Origin of the sequence: Christiangramia sp. 3-2217-3z, assembly GCF_051195275.1 — a bacterium.
Taxonomy (GTDB): Bacteria; Bacteroidota; Bacteroidia; order Flavobacteriales; family Flavobacteriaceae; genus Christiangramia; species Christiangramia marina.
Genome location: NZ_JBNJLI010000006.1, coordinates 131,646 through 146,109, shown reverse-complemented (window position 1 = coordinate 146,109; position 14,464 = coordinate 131,646). Strand labels below are relative to the sequence as shown.

The 14,464-nt window shown below is 39.1% G+C and carries 15 protein-coding genes; 9 read left to right on the top strand and 6 right to left on the bottom strand.

Annotation, left to right across the window (positions count from 1 at the left end):
• Positions 1-16: 16 nt before the first annotated feature.
• The 7 genes from ACSHZO_RS11855 to ACSHZO_RS11825 all read left to right on the top strand — a co-directional run bounded on the left by ACSHZO_RS11855 (position 17) and on the right by ACSHZO_RS11825 (position 8,934).
• Entirely contained in the window at positions 17-2,197 is a 2,181-nt protein-coding gene (locus ACSHZO_RS11855) for a xanthine dehydrogenase family protein molybdopterin-binding subunit (protein WP_298247400.1), read from the top strand.
• A gap of 122 nt (positions 2,198-2,319) precedes the next feature.
• Entirely contained in the window at positions 2,320-3,006 is a 687-nt protein-coding gene (locus ACSHZO_RS11850; protein ID WP_298247399.1) for a TetR/AcrR family transcriptional regulator, read from the top strand.
• Positions 2,999-4,663: a peptidase domain-containing ABC transporter gene (locus ACSHZO_RS11845; protein ID WP_298247398.1), complete on the top strand. Its 1,665-nt coding sequence runs from the start codon at positions 2,999-3,001 to the stop codon at positions 4,661-4,663. Before ACSHZO_RS11850 ends, ACSHZO_RS11845 begins: the two co-directional genes overlap by 8 nt.
• A gap of 5 nt (positions 4,664-4,668) precedes the next feature.
• Positions 4,669-6,021 (top strand): HlyD family secretion protein, encoded by a 1,353-nt coding sequence (locus ACSHZO_RS11840; protein ID WP_298247397.1) that lies wholly within the window; start codon positions 4,669-4,671, stop codon positions 6,019-6,021.
• Positions 6,018-7,406, top strand: a complete 1,389-nt coding sequence (locus ACSHZO_RS11835; protein WP_298247396.1) for a TolC family protein — start codon at positions 6,018-6,020, stop codon at positions 7,404-7,406. The genes ACSHZO_RS11840 and ACSHZO_RS11835 overlap by 4 nt, the downstream gene beginning before the upstream one ends.
• Before the next feature lie 86 nt (positions 7,407-7,492).
• Positions 7,493-7,888, top strand: a complete 396-nt coding sequence (locus ACSHZO_RS11830) for a hypothetical protein (protein WP_298247395.1) — start codon at positions 7,493-7,495, stop codon at positions 7,886-7,888.
• 29 nt (positions 7,889-7,917) lie between these two features.
• Positions 7,918-8,934 (top strand): transporter, encoded by a 1,017-nt coding sequence (locus ACSHZO_RS11825; RefSeq protein WP_298247394.1) that lies wholly within the window; start codon positions 7,918-7,920, stop codon positions 8,932-8,934.
• Positions 8,935-8,981: 47 nt separating this feature from the next.
• On the opposite strand, the gene ACSHZO_RS11820 is transcribed toward ACSHZO_RS11825, so the two are convergent.
• Genes ACSHZO_RS11820 through ACSHZO_RS11810 form a run of 3 tightly spaced genes read right to left on the bottom strand, consistent with a single transcriptional unit; the run spans position 8,982 to position 10,509 of the window.
• The gene (locus ACSHZO_RS11820; protein ID WP_298247393.1) at positions 8,982-9,437 is read right to left on the bottom strand and encodes a methyltransferase family protein; all 456 of its coding nucleotides are present in this window, start codon (positions 9,435-9,437) and stop codon (positions 8,982-8,984) included.
• A 1-nt stretch (position 9,438) separates the two neighbouring features.
• Positions 9,439-10,152, bottom strand: a complete 714-nt coding sequence (locus ACSHZO_RS11815; RefSeq protein WP_298247392.1) for a DUF2490 domain-containing protein — start codon at positions 10,150-10,152, stop codon at positions 9,439-9,441.
• A 9-nt stretch (positions 10,153-10,161) separates the two neighbouring features.
• Positions 10,162-10,509, bottom strand: coding sequence for a rhodanese-like domain-containing protein (locus ACSHZO_RS11810; protein WP_141877465.1), 348 nt, complete (start codon positions 10,507-10,509; stop codon positions 10,162-10,164).
• Positions 10,510-10,597: 88 nt separating this feature from the next.
• On the opposite strand from ACSHZO_RS11810, the gene ACSHZO_RS11805 reads away from it, so the two are divergent.
• Positions 10,598-11,185, top strand: coding sequence for a class I SAM-dependent methyltransferase (locus ACSHZO_RS11805; RefSeq protein WP_298247391.1), 588 nt, complete (start codon positions 10,598-10,600; stop codon positions 11,183-11,185).
• A gap of 43 nt (positions 11,186-11,228) precedes the next feature.
• Here ACSHZO_RS11805 and ACSHZO_RS11800 read toward each other — a convergent pair whose 3' ends face one another.
• The gene (locus tag ACSHZO_RS11800; protein WP_298247390.1) at positions 11,229-12,632 is read right to left on the bottom strand and encodes an MBL fold metallo-hydrolase; all 1,404 of its coding nucleotides are present in this window, start codon (positions 12,630-12,632) and stop codon (positions 11,229-11,231) included.
• Positions 12,633-12,815: 183 nt separating this feature from the next.
• Between ACSHZO_RS11800 and ACSHZO_RS11795 the strand changes: the two genes are divergently transcribed.
• Complete coding sequence (locus tag ACSHZO_RS11795) at positions 12,816-13,088, top strand: hypothetical protein (RefSeq protein WP_298247389.1); 273 nt, start codon at positions 12,816-12,818, stop codon at positions 13,086-13,088.
• Positions 13,089-13,136: 48 nt separating this feature from the next.
• On the opposite strand, the gene ACSHZO_RS11790 is transcribed toward ACSHZO_RS11795, so the two are convergent.
• Positions 13,137-13,628, bottom strand: coding sequence for a carboxymuconolactone decarboxylase family protein (locus ACSHZO_RS11790; RefSeq protein WP_298247388.1), 492 nt, complete (start codon positions 13,626-13,628; stop codon positions 13,137-13,139).
• Positions 13,629-13,769: 141 nt separating this feature from the next.
• Positions 13,770-14,333 carry a TetR/AcrR family transcriptional regulator gene (locus tag ACSHZO_RS11785; protein ID WP_295180190.1) on the bottom strand — a complete coding sequence of 188 codons (564 nt, stop codon included), beginning with the start codon at positions 14,331-14,333 and terminating at the stop codon, positions 13,770-13,772.
• Positions 14,334-14,464: the final 131 nt, after the last annotated feature.

Sequence of the window (14,464 nt, the reverse complement as noted above, 5' to 3'; positions counted from 1 at the left end):
TTCAAAAAATTATAAGATGAAGACAATGAACAAAACTGGAGTTGGTGCAGCTATAGACCGGGTAGAAGGACACTTGAAAGTTACCGGCAAAGCCACATATGCTTCAGAATTTCCTATAGAGAATAAAGTTTACGCTCAGGGTATCAATAGTACCATTGCGAAAGGAACTATTGTTTCTATAGATACTACGGAAGCAGAAAATGCTGCCGGCGTACTTGCGGTAATAACCCACAAGAACGCTGAAAAGCTCAACGATTTCAAGAAAGATCGCTATCAGATCGCTACAGATACAATTGCACCGGTACTTCAGAGTAATAAAGTGCACTATTATGGAGAATACGTAGGGGTTGTGGTTGCTGAAACTTTCGAACAGGCTCAATATGCTGCGAGGCTGGTTAAATTCGAATATAGCAAGGCGAGTGATCCTGCGATACATTTTGATAAACATCGGGATAATGCATTTTTTCCAGGCGAGGATTCAGATTATTCTCGTGGTGATATGGAAAAAGGACTTGCTGAAGCAGATGAGGTCATCGAGCAGACTTATATAACCCCGATCGAACATCATCATCCCATGGAACTTCATGCAGTGATTGCCGAGTGGAATAATGGTAAAGTCACTGCTTATGCTAGTCAGCAAATGGTGGAAGATGCTACCATAGCCATATCAGATACTTTCCAGATTCCGCAGAAGGATGTACGGGTGGTTGCAGCTTATGTTGGGGGAGGTTTTGGTTCCAAACTTAATGTAGAGCGGCATGTTACCCTCGCGGTCATGGCGGCTAAAAAGGTGGGCAGACCTGTGCAGGTTACCGTTACCAGGACACAGATGTTTACCAATACCGGACTGCGACAAAAGAACGAGCAAACCATGAAGATTGGCGCTAAAAAGGATGGAACCTTGACGGCACTTTCTCATGATACCTTATCGCATACTTCCCCGAATCTAGTGTACCAGGAACCGTGCGGAATGGTTTCAAAAATGTTATATAACAGTCCGAATGCCAAGGTGACCGAGCGACTGATGCCCATGAACCTTCAAACACCGTTTGCGATGAGAGCTCCGGGAGAAGCTACGGGAAGTTTTGCACTGGAATCTGCGATGGATGAAATGGCCTGGAAGTTAAAGATGGATCCATTAGAATTTAGGATCAAAAACGATACTCAAACAGATCTTCATAAGAACCAACCTTTTTCATCACGATTGTTGGTTGAATGTTTGCGCATTGGCGCTGAAAAATTTGGGTGGAAAAATCGCAAGGACCAACCTCGAACGAATATAAAAGGAAACTGGCTTGTAGGATATGGTGTTAGTGCGGCTTCCAGAAATTCACCTTATCGCAAAACGCACGCAAAAGTACTGCTAGAGCTTGTTGAAGAGAAGGTAGAAGCGACTATACAAATGGATGCGACCGATATTGGTACAGGAACTTATACGATCGTGGCTCAAACTGCTGCGGAATATCTAGGGATTCCAGTGGAACAGGTCAAAGTAGAACTTGGAGATTCCAACTTCCCGGTAACTCCTGGGTCTGGAGGATCATGGGGTGCTGCATCTTATTGTAATGGTGCCAGAGCTGCCTGTGAGAATGCCGTCATGAAACTAAAAGATGATAGAAGTATTCCTGAAGATCAAGAGGTTGCCTTAGCTGAACTTTTGAAGCAGAATCAGCTAACCAAATTTGAAATGACCGGGATGGCCGAGCCTTCTACAGAATTTGAAAAACATTCTGTATTCTCTTTTGGTGCCAACTTCGCTGAAGTCTGGGTAGATAAAGATACAGGAATGTGGAGGATCGAAAGAATGGTTAATGTTGGAGCTGCTGGAAAAATTTTAAACCCTAAGACTGCATACGGACAAATAATTGGCGGACTTACCATGGGAGCAGGAATGGCGATTGCCGAAAAGACAGATGTGGAGCCAAATTTCGGGAATTTCATTACCCGTTCCTTTGCAGATTACCATGTTCCGGTGAACCTGGATATGGCGAACATTGATGTTATTTTTCTTCCAGAAGAAGATAAGATCGCTAACAAAATGGGAATCAAAGGAATTGGGGAACTTGGAATAACCAGTGTCGCCGCTTCACTATCGAATGCCATTTTTAATGCTACCGGTAAAAGAATGCGAGAGCTACCTATAACACCTGAAAAACTAATAGAAGCACCGCTGGAACCCGGTGTTCAGGAAGTTTAAGATTATAACCCGGAAAATTTTCCGGGTTTCTTATATCTGTGAGAGTTTAACAACTGTTAATTAAGATATAAACTATCATATATTAATAGTAATACTATTAGGTTTGCCTGAAATAAGATTATGTGGATAAATTATATCAGAACATAAATATTTCGGTGAATTCAGAATTATTTCTGAAAGATCCTGAATCCAGCGAGTTAGGGAAAAAGATCGTAGGTCAGGGAATCCTTCTCATTGACGATATAGGTTTTGAGAAGTTCACCTTCAAAAAACTAGGTGTCAAGATCAAGTCAAACGAAAGTTCTATTTATCGCTATTTCGAGAACAAGCATAAGTTTTTGGTATATATTACTAACTGGTTCTGGGGCTGGAAAGAATTTCAATTAACAATGTCGACATATGGCATTTCAGACTCTAATGAAAAATTACTGAAAGCCATTGAAGTGATCACGCATCCTGTTGTTCAGGATTTTAGATTTCAGCATATTAACGAGGTTGCCCTGAACCATATCATCATTAATGAATCTTCAAAGTCCTATCTCACGAAAGAGGTGGAAACAGATAATAAAGAAGGTTATTTTTCCATCTATAAGAGACTGGTTACCAGGATAGCAGAAATGATTTCTGAAGTGTCAACAGATTATCAATATTCTCTTAGTCTCTCCAGCATGGTTCTGGACGGCGCATTACATCAGCATTTCCTAAAAGATCATATTCAGTCGATCACAGACTGTACAGAAAAGAAAAGTGTATCCAATTATTTTAAAGACCTCGTGATCAATACCTTAAAAATTGAATTCAATGGCTGAAGAAAAAATGACCGCCTGGCAGCGATTTGTTGGCTTGCTAAAGCTTGATAAAAAAGATTTTCTGCAAATCCTTTATTACGCAATATTCGCTGGATTGGTAAACCTGTCGGTACCACTGGGAATTCAGGCAATTGTAAACCTAATTCAGGGTGCTCGTATCACTACTTCGTGGATCATTCTGGTAATTCTGGTAACTCTAGGAGTTGCTTTTGTTGGAGTGCTTCAGCTAATGCAGATCAGAATTCTGGAGAACATTCAGCAGAAAATATTTACCAGAGCGTCTTTTGAATTTACTTATAGATTTCCGAAGATCAAGATGTCTGAGCTTGATAACTTTTATCCTCCAGAGCTCGCCAATAGATTTTTTGATGTCATTACCATACAGAAGGGGATCGCGAAACTGGTTCTGGACTTTCCAGCGGCAATTTTGCAGATCGTTTTTGGATTAATACTCCTTTCTCTATATCACCCTTTCTTTATTTTCTACGGAATACTACTGGTGCTTCTAATTTATTTAGTTTTCAGATTTACTGCGAAACGAGGTTTGAATACGAGTATCAAGGAATCGAAAATGAAGTATAAGATCGCTCATTGGATACAGGAAGTAGCCAGAACCTTAATTAGTTTTAAAGTAGCTGGTAAAACCAAACATGCTATCCAAAAGAATGATGTGCTTGTAACCAAATACCTTGAAGAACGAGAGAGCCACTTCCAGGTGCTTAAGCTTCAGTTCATTCAAATGGTAGGTTTCAAAACACTTGTTACTGCCGGTTTACTTTTAATTGGAGGTTTCCTGGTGCTTAATCAGCAAATGAATATCGGGCAGTTTGTAGCCGCAGAGATCATCATCTTATTGATCATTAGTTCTGTAGAAAAGATGATCATGGGACTGGAAAACTTTTACGACCTGCTAACTTCCCTCGAAAAACTTGGGGAAGTAGTTGATAAAAAGCTTGAAAGATCTGGTGGAGACACTTCTTTTTCAGAACATAAAAATCTGGAAATAGAACTTAAGAATATTGGCTTTAAAACGCCTGATGGACAGGAAATTCTAAAAGATATTAATTTAACGATCAAGGCGGGAGAGAAGATTCTGCTCAAAGGTCCAAATGGTTCCGGGAAATCTTTGTTACTCAGGATCATTGCAGGACTTGTAGAACCTACTCAGGGAAAAATCTACGTGAACGGGATTTCGTTGAAGAATATAGATCTAAACTATTATCATGGTCTTTTAGGGCAGTCGCTCACAGAAGAATCACTGTTTGAAGGTACTTTATTCGACAATCTTACTTTCGGTGATGATACGATCACTAATTCTGCGATCTTTTCAGTACTGGATAAGACAGGTTTGAAAGAATTTGTACGTCAGCAACCCGATGGTCTGGAAACTTTAATTTATCCTGAAGGAATGAAATTACCTCATACCATCGCCAAAAAGATCATTTTAGCCAGGACCTTATTGCGCGAGCCAAGATTGTTGATCCTCAACGAACCTTTGCATCAAATTGATTATGAAGATGAGAAACGAATTGTAGATCATCTAATGGCTGAAGATCAACAATGGTCTATCATAGTTGCCAGTGGAGACGAGGTATGGCAGAATCGTTGTAATCGTCATATCATTCTTCGTGATGGTAAACTTGAATCTAATCTTTAAAGACTATGCTTAATATTACCAGAAATCCATTGAATGAGCATGTTGACCTAAGGCAATTCAAAGCCGGGAAAAAGGTTCTGCATACAAGACACTTTAAATACTTCAACAGATTCCTGAAGTTCTCTGCGATCTTCGGAGTCATCGTACTTTTTCTTCCGTGGACCCAGACGATATCGGGAAATGGTTCTGTGACTACATTAAGTCCAGAGCAAAGGCCACAAACAATACAGTCGGTCATCCCGGGTAAAATCGAAAAATGGTTCGTAAATGAAGGAGATTATGTTGAAAAAGGAGATACGATCCTACATATTACCGAAGTTAAAAATGAATATTTTGATCCATCCTTGGTAGAAAGAACCGGTGACCAGGTAGCCTCCAAATCTAATTCATTGAAATCCTACGATCAAAAGATCTCGGCTTTAGGCACGCAGTTGCAGGCGCTGGCTCAGGAGCGCGAACTCAAACTGGAACAGGCGAGAAACAAACTGGAGCAGGCAAAACTGAAAACCAAAAGTGACAGCATTGATCTGCAGGCTGCTAAGACAAATCTAAGCATTGCAGAAACTCAGTTTAATCGTACTAAGACCCTTCAGGAAGAAGGTTTGAAAGCGATGACAGATGTTGAAGAAAAGCGACTTAAACTACAGGAAACTCAAGCTAAACTTATTTCGCAAGAAAATAAGCTTATGGCGAGTAGAAATGATATTATAAATGCCAGGATCGAAATTAATCGTACAGCTGCAGAGTATAGCGATAAGATCTCCAAGACTCAGAGTGATCGTTCTTCCGCTGAATCAGGGAAATTCGATGCTCAGGCTGAAGTGAGTAAACTGGAGAACGCTTATACGAATTATGAAATGAGGCAGGATCTTTACTATGTCAAAGCTCCGCAGAATGGATATATAAATAAGGCTATAAAAGCCGGGATTGGTGAAACTTTTAAAGAAGGAGAGCAGCTGGTGAATATCATGCCTTCAGAATATGATCTTGCTGTGGAAACCTTTGTGAAACCAATTGATTTGCCGCTATTGCATAAGGGTGAAGAGGTTAGAGTTCAGTTTGACGGCTGGCCAGCGATCGTTTTCAGCGGATGGCCAAATGTATCTTACGGTACTTATGGAGCCAAAGTAGTGGCTATAGAGAATTTTATTAGTCCGAATGGAAAATACAGAGTTTTACTGGCTCCAGATGAAAACGATCATGAATGGCCAGATGCTTTAAGAGTGGGGTCGGGGGCTAATACCTTGGCTTTGCTGGAAGACGTACCGATATGGTATGAATTATGGCGTCATTTGAATGGCTTCCCTCCAAATTACTATACTCCGGAAGGTCAAACTCAAACCGATAAGAAGGAATGAATTTAAAAAAGACTTTGCTTATTGCCTTGCTGCTTCTGCCTGTGTTACAATATGGCCAGACTCAGGATAGTATAGTACTCAATTTTGAGGAATACCTGCAGATGGTTAAAACCTTTCATCCGGTAGTTAGACAAGCAAGGTTGAAAGCCGATCTTGGTGACGCAGAATTGCTCAAGGCTAGAGGTGGGTTTGACCCGAAGATTGAAGCTAATTACGATCGAAAGGACTTTAAGGATACCCGGTATTTTGATCTTTTCAATGCAGCTTTTAAGATCCCAACCTGGTATGGAGTTGAACTGAAGGCGAAATTTGAACAGAACGAAGGTTTTTATTTGAACCCGCAAAATACGGTGCCAGATGATGGTTTATTTGCAGCAGGAATCTCTGTACCTATAGGACAGGGTTTGTTCATCAACGAGCGAATGGCTGCATTGAAACAAGCAAAAGCGTACCAGCAGCAATCTCTTGCAGATCAACAACTGGCGGTGAACAAAGTTCTTTATGACGCATCTGTAGCTTATTTTGATTGGATTAGTGCGTATCGGGAGCTTAAGTTGTACAACAACTTTATTGAGAATGCGCAGTTTCGATATGACGGAATCCTTTCCAGCTTTGAAGTAGGGGATAAGCCGGCTATTGATACTCTGGAAGCCGATATTCAAATACAGGACCGTAAGCTGAGTCTGGAGCAGGCACGATTGAAGTTTTTCAAAGCCTCTCAGCAATTAGGAACTTATTTATGGGCTGAAAATAATACACCTTTGGTCATTAGGGAGCGTGTGTATCCTGAAGATGCGTTGTTCGAAAATAGCACGATTCCTGCCGAATTCTTAAGTGATACTGAAATTACCACGCACCCAAAGATTCGCTCATTGGAGTATAAAGTGGAGATTCTTGAATTTGACAGAAGATTAAAGGCTAATAAACTATTACCGAAACTGGACCTTGAATATAATTTTCTAAGTGGCGATCCCGATATTTTAAGGAGTTTTGTTAATGAGAATTATAAGGTGGGTGTAAACTTCAGTATTCCTTTATTTCTTCGGAAAGAACGCGGAGATCTACAAAAATCGAAGATCAAACTTCAGGATGCAGAATTAGAATTATATAGTGAACAGCTCAATCTTCAGAATAAAATAAGAGCATTGAAAGAGCAATTTCTGTCCTACCAGGAGCAGGTATTGATGATCAATCAATTGGTAGAAAATTACGAAATCATGCTGAATGCTGAAGAACGAAAGCTGCAACTTGGCGAAAGTTCTGTATTCCTGGTGAATACCCGGGAAAAGAGTTTGATAAGTGCACGACTGAAGCAAATTAGCGTGCAGGAAAAACTCTGGAACACCCGCGCTGAACTCACGCAGGTTCTGGCAATACTAGAATAAATTAACATTCAGTATCATCAATTTTCCCTGGAAATTTCAATTTGCAAGCCTTGGTTCATCGTATCTTTGCGGTCGGAAAAATGGCCATGCAAAAGTCTTTCAGTCTATTCATACTTTCCCTCTTTATCTGGAGCATATTGGCACCTGTTCTTCCAGTTTTCGAATATTTTATTAATTACGATTATATAGTAGAAGTTCTTTGTATCAACAAGGACAAACCTGAACTTGAATGTGATGGAAAGTGTTATTTGAAAGATCAACTTTCAGAAAGCTCGATTATCAAGAATGATACTTCAGAAGAACGACTTGTTGATTACAGGTATAAACCTTTACCACTTTATTTCCATCAGGGAACTAAGATAATTACAACTCAATTCGTTACAGGTTCTAGTAAGGTATTGCCTGATTACAAAATAGTTGCTACAGAATATATTACTGAAATTCCTTCTCCTCCTCCGCAGAATTTTCTGCTATCCGTGTGAAAAAATAAGTCAACTTTTAATATCAAGAAATGAAGAAATTTTTAATCCCTTTTTTGGGATCAGTATTGTTGTGCTCAAACATGATGGTAGCGCAGGAGAAGTGGAGTAGTGACAGGGCAGATGGACATGCACCAATTAGCATTATGGGTGATCATACTCATAACAAAGGTGAGTTTATGCTCTCATACCGATATATGCCAATGTGGATGGACGGATTGATAAATGGTAGTGATGAGATCGAAAATGGAGAGGTATTCGACAGGTATATGGCGGTTCCTCAAGATATGCGTATGGATATGCATATGCTTGGAGCGATGTACGCCATTTCCAATAAAGTAACCCTTGCGGCTATGCTGAACTATATTTATAACGATATGGTTCTTAGATCTAAAATGGGTATGAATTTCACTACAGAATCTTCAGGATTTGGTGATATCGCCGTAAATGCGCTGGTGAACTTTTATGATAAGAACAGGCAAAAAATGCACGCGAATATTGGTGTGTCGATACCTACCGGTGATCTGGAACAGTCTGGTGATACGCCAATGATGGAGAATGCGAGACTTGCATACCCTATGCAGTTGGGCAGTGGTACGCTGGACCCAACAATAGGAGTTACTTATCTTGGACAAATTGATAAACTTTCCTGGGGTATTCAGCCAAAATTTAAGTTTAGATTAGGTGAAAATTCTCAAGATTATAATCTAGGAAATCGCTTTGATGCAGTCGCATGGACTGCGTATAGTCTATTCCAGAGTTGGAGTGTTTCAGGTAGTTTGAGTTACTTCGATCAACAGGAGATCGATGGTGTTGATGTAGAAATGAATCCTATGATGATGCCCTTATTCGATACTACAAATTCGGGTAGGAGTCAGTTAGATCTGGGCATTGGAAGTAATTTTTACGTATTAACTGGAACATTGAAGAACCTAAGAGTCGGTATTGAAGTAAAGCTACCATTATATCAGGATGTGAATGGTATTCAGATGAAAAACCAACTCGCTGGAACTATCGGACTTCAATATTCATTGAGTCCAAAAAAGTAGTCTTTCAAGCTGCTGAATATAAAAGCCACTCTGCGGAGTGGCTTTTTTTATAAGAATTTTCTGGTAGACTTTTTATAATTTGAGTATTCGGGATACTTCAGTAGTAATAGCTGCTCTTCATAATTAGATATAAAATAGAAAAATATGAATAGCAATATTGTAATTATTAGTCGAAATGCCGATTCAGAAAAAATTCCGAAGCTAAAAGCAGAGAGAATTATTGCAGTATAGATTGGATGTCTGGATATCGAAAATGCACCACTGGTAATCAATTTCCCGCTATTTACTGGTGTAGGAAATACAGACAACATATTTCGTAGTTGAAATAGTGTAAATAAAGCTAGGCCAATCCCGAAAATAACTAAAACTAAAGCGATCATTCTCAACCAACCAGGTAGCTCTATTCTAAAGAGATCTACCGGTATGAAATAAGCAATGAATAATAAGAATTGCAAGCTTACGAAAAAGTAATCCTTCACCTGGAAATTCCCTAAGCGCTTCATTTTAGAAAGTATAACTTAAAATGGTATCCCATATATGCCTGTGCAGGTCATTTCCAGATCGAGGTAACACTATATAATGATAGCCAGAGGTGATGTTCAGGCCTTTCGCAAGTCCTATTTGCGGGCCTATAAAAACCCAGTTTTGATCTACAGTATCTGGTAAGATCCCGGAATCAAAATTTAGAAATAACTCGTCGTAAGCGACCAGAGATATGTTTGGATTTTTCAACAAATTTATACTGGCTGTCAAGCGGTATCTTAATCGGGTTCGGTAATTACTACCATCAATTAGCTGCTGGCCATCACGCTCTACGATCGCATCGATAAAACGTTCCTCTACTCTCAATCGATGATTAAAATTCATTGAACCAATTTCGTGGGACAGTGCAACCTGTTGCCAGAGATTATGCTCATAAAAATCTGGTTTGGCGATGTTTATATTTTGATCATTATGCAGATAACTATACCCGGCAGCAAAACTAAAAATACTATCAAGTCGATAATCGACAGACGGCCGAATTACAGTTTGTTCGTGATACTTAAGAAAAGAAGTGGTACGATGATGATATTCGAGCCTTACATTCCAGTCTTCGCCAATATTCTTAGTTACAAATGCAGCATTCCAGCTGCCGTATTCCTTTCTATCTTGGGCATGCCCTGCAAATGAAAAACCTAAAATTGATAATAAGAAGATTGCGTAATTTATTTTTCTCATGAATTTTTTTTAGAGATCATATCCTGAGATTCCTCCTCTTAAATCATAGATCTTTGTAAAACCATTGCGGGATAAAAGCCTGGCAGCCTTCATACTTCTCATTCCGGACTGACAGTAAAGATAAACAGGCTCAGATTTGGACCAATGAAATGATGCCTGTAGAAAATCATTCTTTTGCATAAGATCGTGATTGATCGCGCCGGGAATTACACCGGTAGCGAATTCTCTTTTCGTACGCACATCGATAAGTTTCCCGGAATTTTTTGAAATGGCTTTTTTAAAATCAACCGGATCTAACCTGACTATGTTGTGATTTTTGTTTTGCTGACTTCGAAATAATCTTTGGAAGAGGTTCATTTAATTTTTTTGCTAAAGTAAGATAGAATTGCCACCTGTTGAGTAACATAAGTTGCTTCTCTATCTTTGTTTCGAAAATAAGACTCCGATGGAAGAATCACAAATATTTAAGTACATACAAAACATGGATATCTACCTGATCGACCAGATCATGAAGCAGAAGTATAGGAGAAATGATAGAATACTTGATGCAGGATGTGGTGAAGGAAGAAATCTAAGATGGTTCGCAGGATTCGATTATAATATTTGGGGAATTGACATGGACGTTGAAAGGTTGAGCATCACGAGGGAAATCTTTCCAAATTTAAAGGAGAATTTGATCCATGCAAGGCTTTCAGAAATACCATTTCCAGATGCTCATTTTGATCATATCATTTGCAGCGCTGTACTTCATTTTGCTGAAGATGAAAATCATTTTTGTAAAATGTTTTCAGAATTGATAAGAGTTTTGAAGCCTACAGGAAGTATTTTAATTAGAACAGCTTCTAATATTGGTTTGCGGGAAACTACAGAAGACTTATCTGATTCTTATAATGATAGGAAAGCAGGCTATTATTTAAACAGAGAGACTATTTCCCAATTGCTGGACAAATACAATCTTAAACTGCTGGAACCTATAAAGACTACGAATGTTCAGGATATTAGAGCGATGACTACCCTGGTTCTACAAAAATAAAGGCGATCAAATAGACCGCCTTATATATTTAGTAGTGTATCGCTTATAATGTAGAAGGACACACGTAGTTAGTCGTTTTGAGACCGGCATCCCTGATGGCTTTAAAACCACCCTGTACATCGACAAGGTTATGAATTCCCCTGCTTTTTAAAATTGAAGCAGCGATCATACTCCGGTAACCGCCGGCACAATGAAGATAAAATTTCTCATTTTCAGGATATTCTGAAAGGTGCTCATTGATTTCGGAAAGAGAGGTATGAACTGCATCTGGCAAGTGTTCAGATTGGTATTCGCCTTGTTTTCGTACATCAAAAACAGGTGCAGCTTCTACAATTGACTTCAGGTCTATCGCACTGATCGTTTCCACAGTATCGGTTTCCTTAGAAGCATCGATCCACGATTTGAAACCACCTTTAAGATAGCCAATGGTATTATCGAAACCAACTCTGGACAGTCTGGTGATTGCTTCTTCAATTCTGTCTTCATCACCAATTAGTAGAATTGTTTGTGCAATGTCTTTAATAAGATCGCCCACCCATGGAGCGAAACTGCCATCAAGACCTATAAATATGGAGCCAGGAATGTGTGACTTTGCAAATTCATCCTGGTGTCTAATATCCAGCATTACTGCGCCAGTCTCATTCGCTGCAGCTTCGAATGCTTCAGGGTTTAGTGCCTGCAATCCTTTTGCCATTACCTTATCAATACTTTCGTAACCTTCTTTATTCAGCTTGACATTCATTGGAAAGTAGGCAGGAGGAGGTAGTAATCCATCTGTCACTTCTTTTACAAATTCAGATTTGGTCATATCTGCTCTCAAAGCGTAATTCATTTTCTTTTGGTTACCCAAGGTATCTACTGTTTCTTTCATCATATTCTTTCCACAGGCAGAACCTGCACCGTGGGCGGGATATACAATAATATCATCTGCAAGTGGCATGATCTTTTCCCGGAGACTGTCAAAGAGAATTCCTGCGAGTTCTTCCTGGGTCATACTGGCGGCTTTCTGAGCCAGATCAGGACGACCAACGTCCCCAAGGAAAAGCGTATCTCCCGTGAATAATGCATGATCCTTACCGTTTTCATCCTTCAGTAAATAGGTCGTGCTTTCCATGGTATGTCCCGGAGTATGCAGCACTTTGATCTTCAACTTACCTAGTTTGAACTCCTGTCCATCTTCAGCGACGATCGCTTCAAATCCTGGATTCGCCTCTGGACCGTAGATAATAGGTGCGTTTGTTTTTTCTGAAAGCGTTAAGTGACCCGAAACAAAATCAGCATGAAAATGTGTTTCAAAAATATAGCTGAGTTTTGCGCCAGCTTCAGTTAACCTGTCCAGGTATGGCTGAACTTCCCTTAGCGGATCTATAATAGCGACTTCTCCATCACTTTCTATGTAATAAGCGCCCTGAGCCAGACATCCCGTATAAATTTGTTCGATTTTCATAATTGTAGCGTTTGATAATACAAAGATAGGACTGCAAAATGAAAGCAAAAGTAACATTGGTCACCTAAAGCTGTTTTTACTGCCAATCGTGTGCTTAACACAGAGATAATGCTAGCCCGCTTTTATTAAAATAGCTGAAACATCTATGCCAGACTGAGAAGTTATATTTCCATAAATAATTCTATGAAAACACAACAACTTTTCGATAGCCTGTTAAACTGGTTTAGACCAGGCCATAAAACCCATGTCTATTATGTCGAAAAGCGAATGAAGTTCGGGAAATATCATGTACTGCACCGCGAAAATTGCGAGGTATTGCCAGATGTGAATGGCAGGTTGGAAGTTGGAAGAGGAAGTGATATGGAACTGATACTAACGCAGGCGAAAAAGCACTACCAACATGTAGAACATTGCCCGCAATGCTGTAAAATAGAGAAACCTGAATCTAATGCATAAAAAAAGCAGCCCTGAAGGGGCTGCTTTTTTTCTAATATGCCTGTAATATTAGGCATTCCACTTAAAAGGCTCAAAACCTTTATCGATAGGAGTTTCAGCAATATGATTCGTGTAGTTACTAATTACTTTTTGAGAAAGTCCAAGTACGATATCCAGTAACTGTCTTTGAGGATACCCAGCATCATAGAATTCCTGGATCTCAGATTTTGAAATATTTCCACGATTTTTAGTAAGCGCCAGGGTTGTATTTCTAAGAACTTCCGGCTTTTCTGAAGGTAGTTCAGTCTTATTACGCAGCGCATTGCTAATAGCATCATCAACTTTCATCGCTTTGGCAATAGCAGTATGCGCAGGCACACAATAGTGGCATTCATGTTCCACATTTATGGTTTGCCATACAACAGTTAATTCATCCTTGTTAAATGATGAATTGGAAAATAGCTCATGCAATTGTTGGTATGCATCCAGTAATTGTGGTGAACCTCCAAGTACTGCATGCAGATTAGGTACATATCCGTAAGCTTTTTCAGATTTTTCCAAAAGTGCTTTCCCTCCTTCAGGAGCAGATTCTTTAGTGTGTACAGTTTAAAAATCTGTGTTCTTTTCAGTATTCATAATTATCAATTTTTAATTAAATATTTATCGTACCTAAACGATCGTTTAGTTTCAGGGTAAATTTTTTTATATGTTTTTAAATATGTTCTTAATATAATGTTCCAATTGATCTTCAGTAAATATTCTAGTGGCAGAGGAAAGTCCGAACATCGAAATTAAAAGATAATCTGCCTGTTCTTCGATTTTATCCAGATCGTAATTTCTTTCAACTTTTAGTTTATCAGCAAAAATCTGTTTGATCTCATCGGTAAAACTTTTTAAAACCTGCGGAATTTTCTCTTCGCTTTCCAGACCAATTTCATTCGCGGTATTCGTGACCAGGCAACCTTTACCATTCTTAGTGTCCCTCGTAAAATCCACAAAGTCGTAAAAGTATTCCTTAATAGCTGGAATACCTTCTGTAGATTTAACTAGTTTATCGATTAGAACGAACAATTTTGATTTATAACATTCCAGACTTTTTAAAAACAGGCCGTCTTTATTGCCGAAACTAGAGTAGATAGAAAATTTATTAATTCCCATTTCTTTCTCGAGCATTTGCATCGAAGTATTGCCATAACCGTTTTTCCAGAAAAGATTCATTGCCTTTTCTGCTACTTCTGTTTCGTTGTATTTTTTGGTTCTTGCCATAATGCTGGTACAAAACTAACCAATCGTTTAGTTTACACCAAAAGCTTTAAGAAAACCTTATCATACTGGAAATTGACTAAGGGTGTGACCGATATATAATCAGGTGTTTATTGTTTTGCGCATCAGTATAC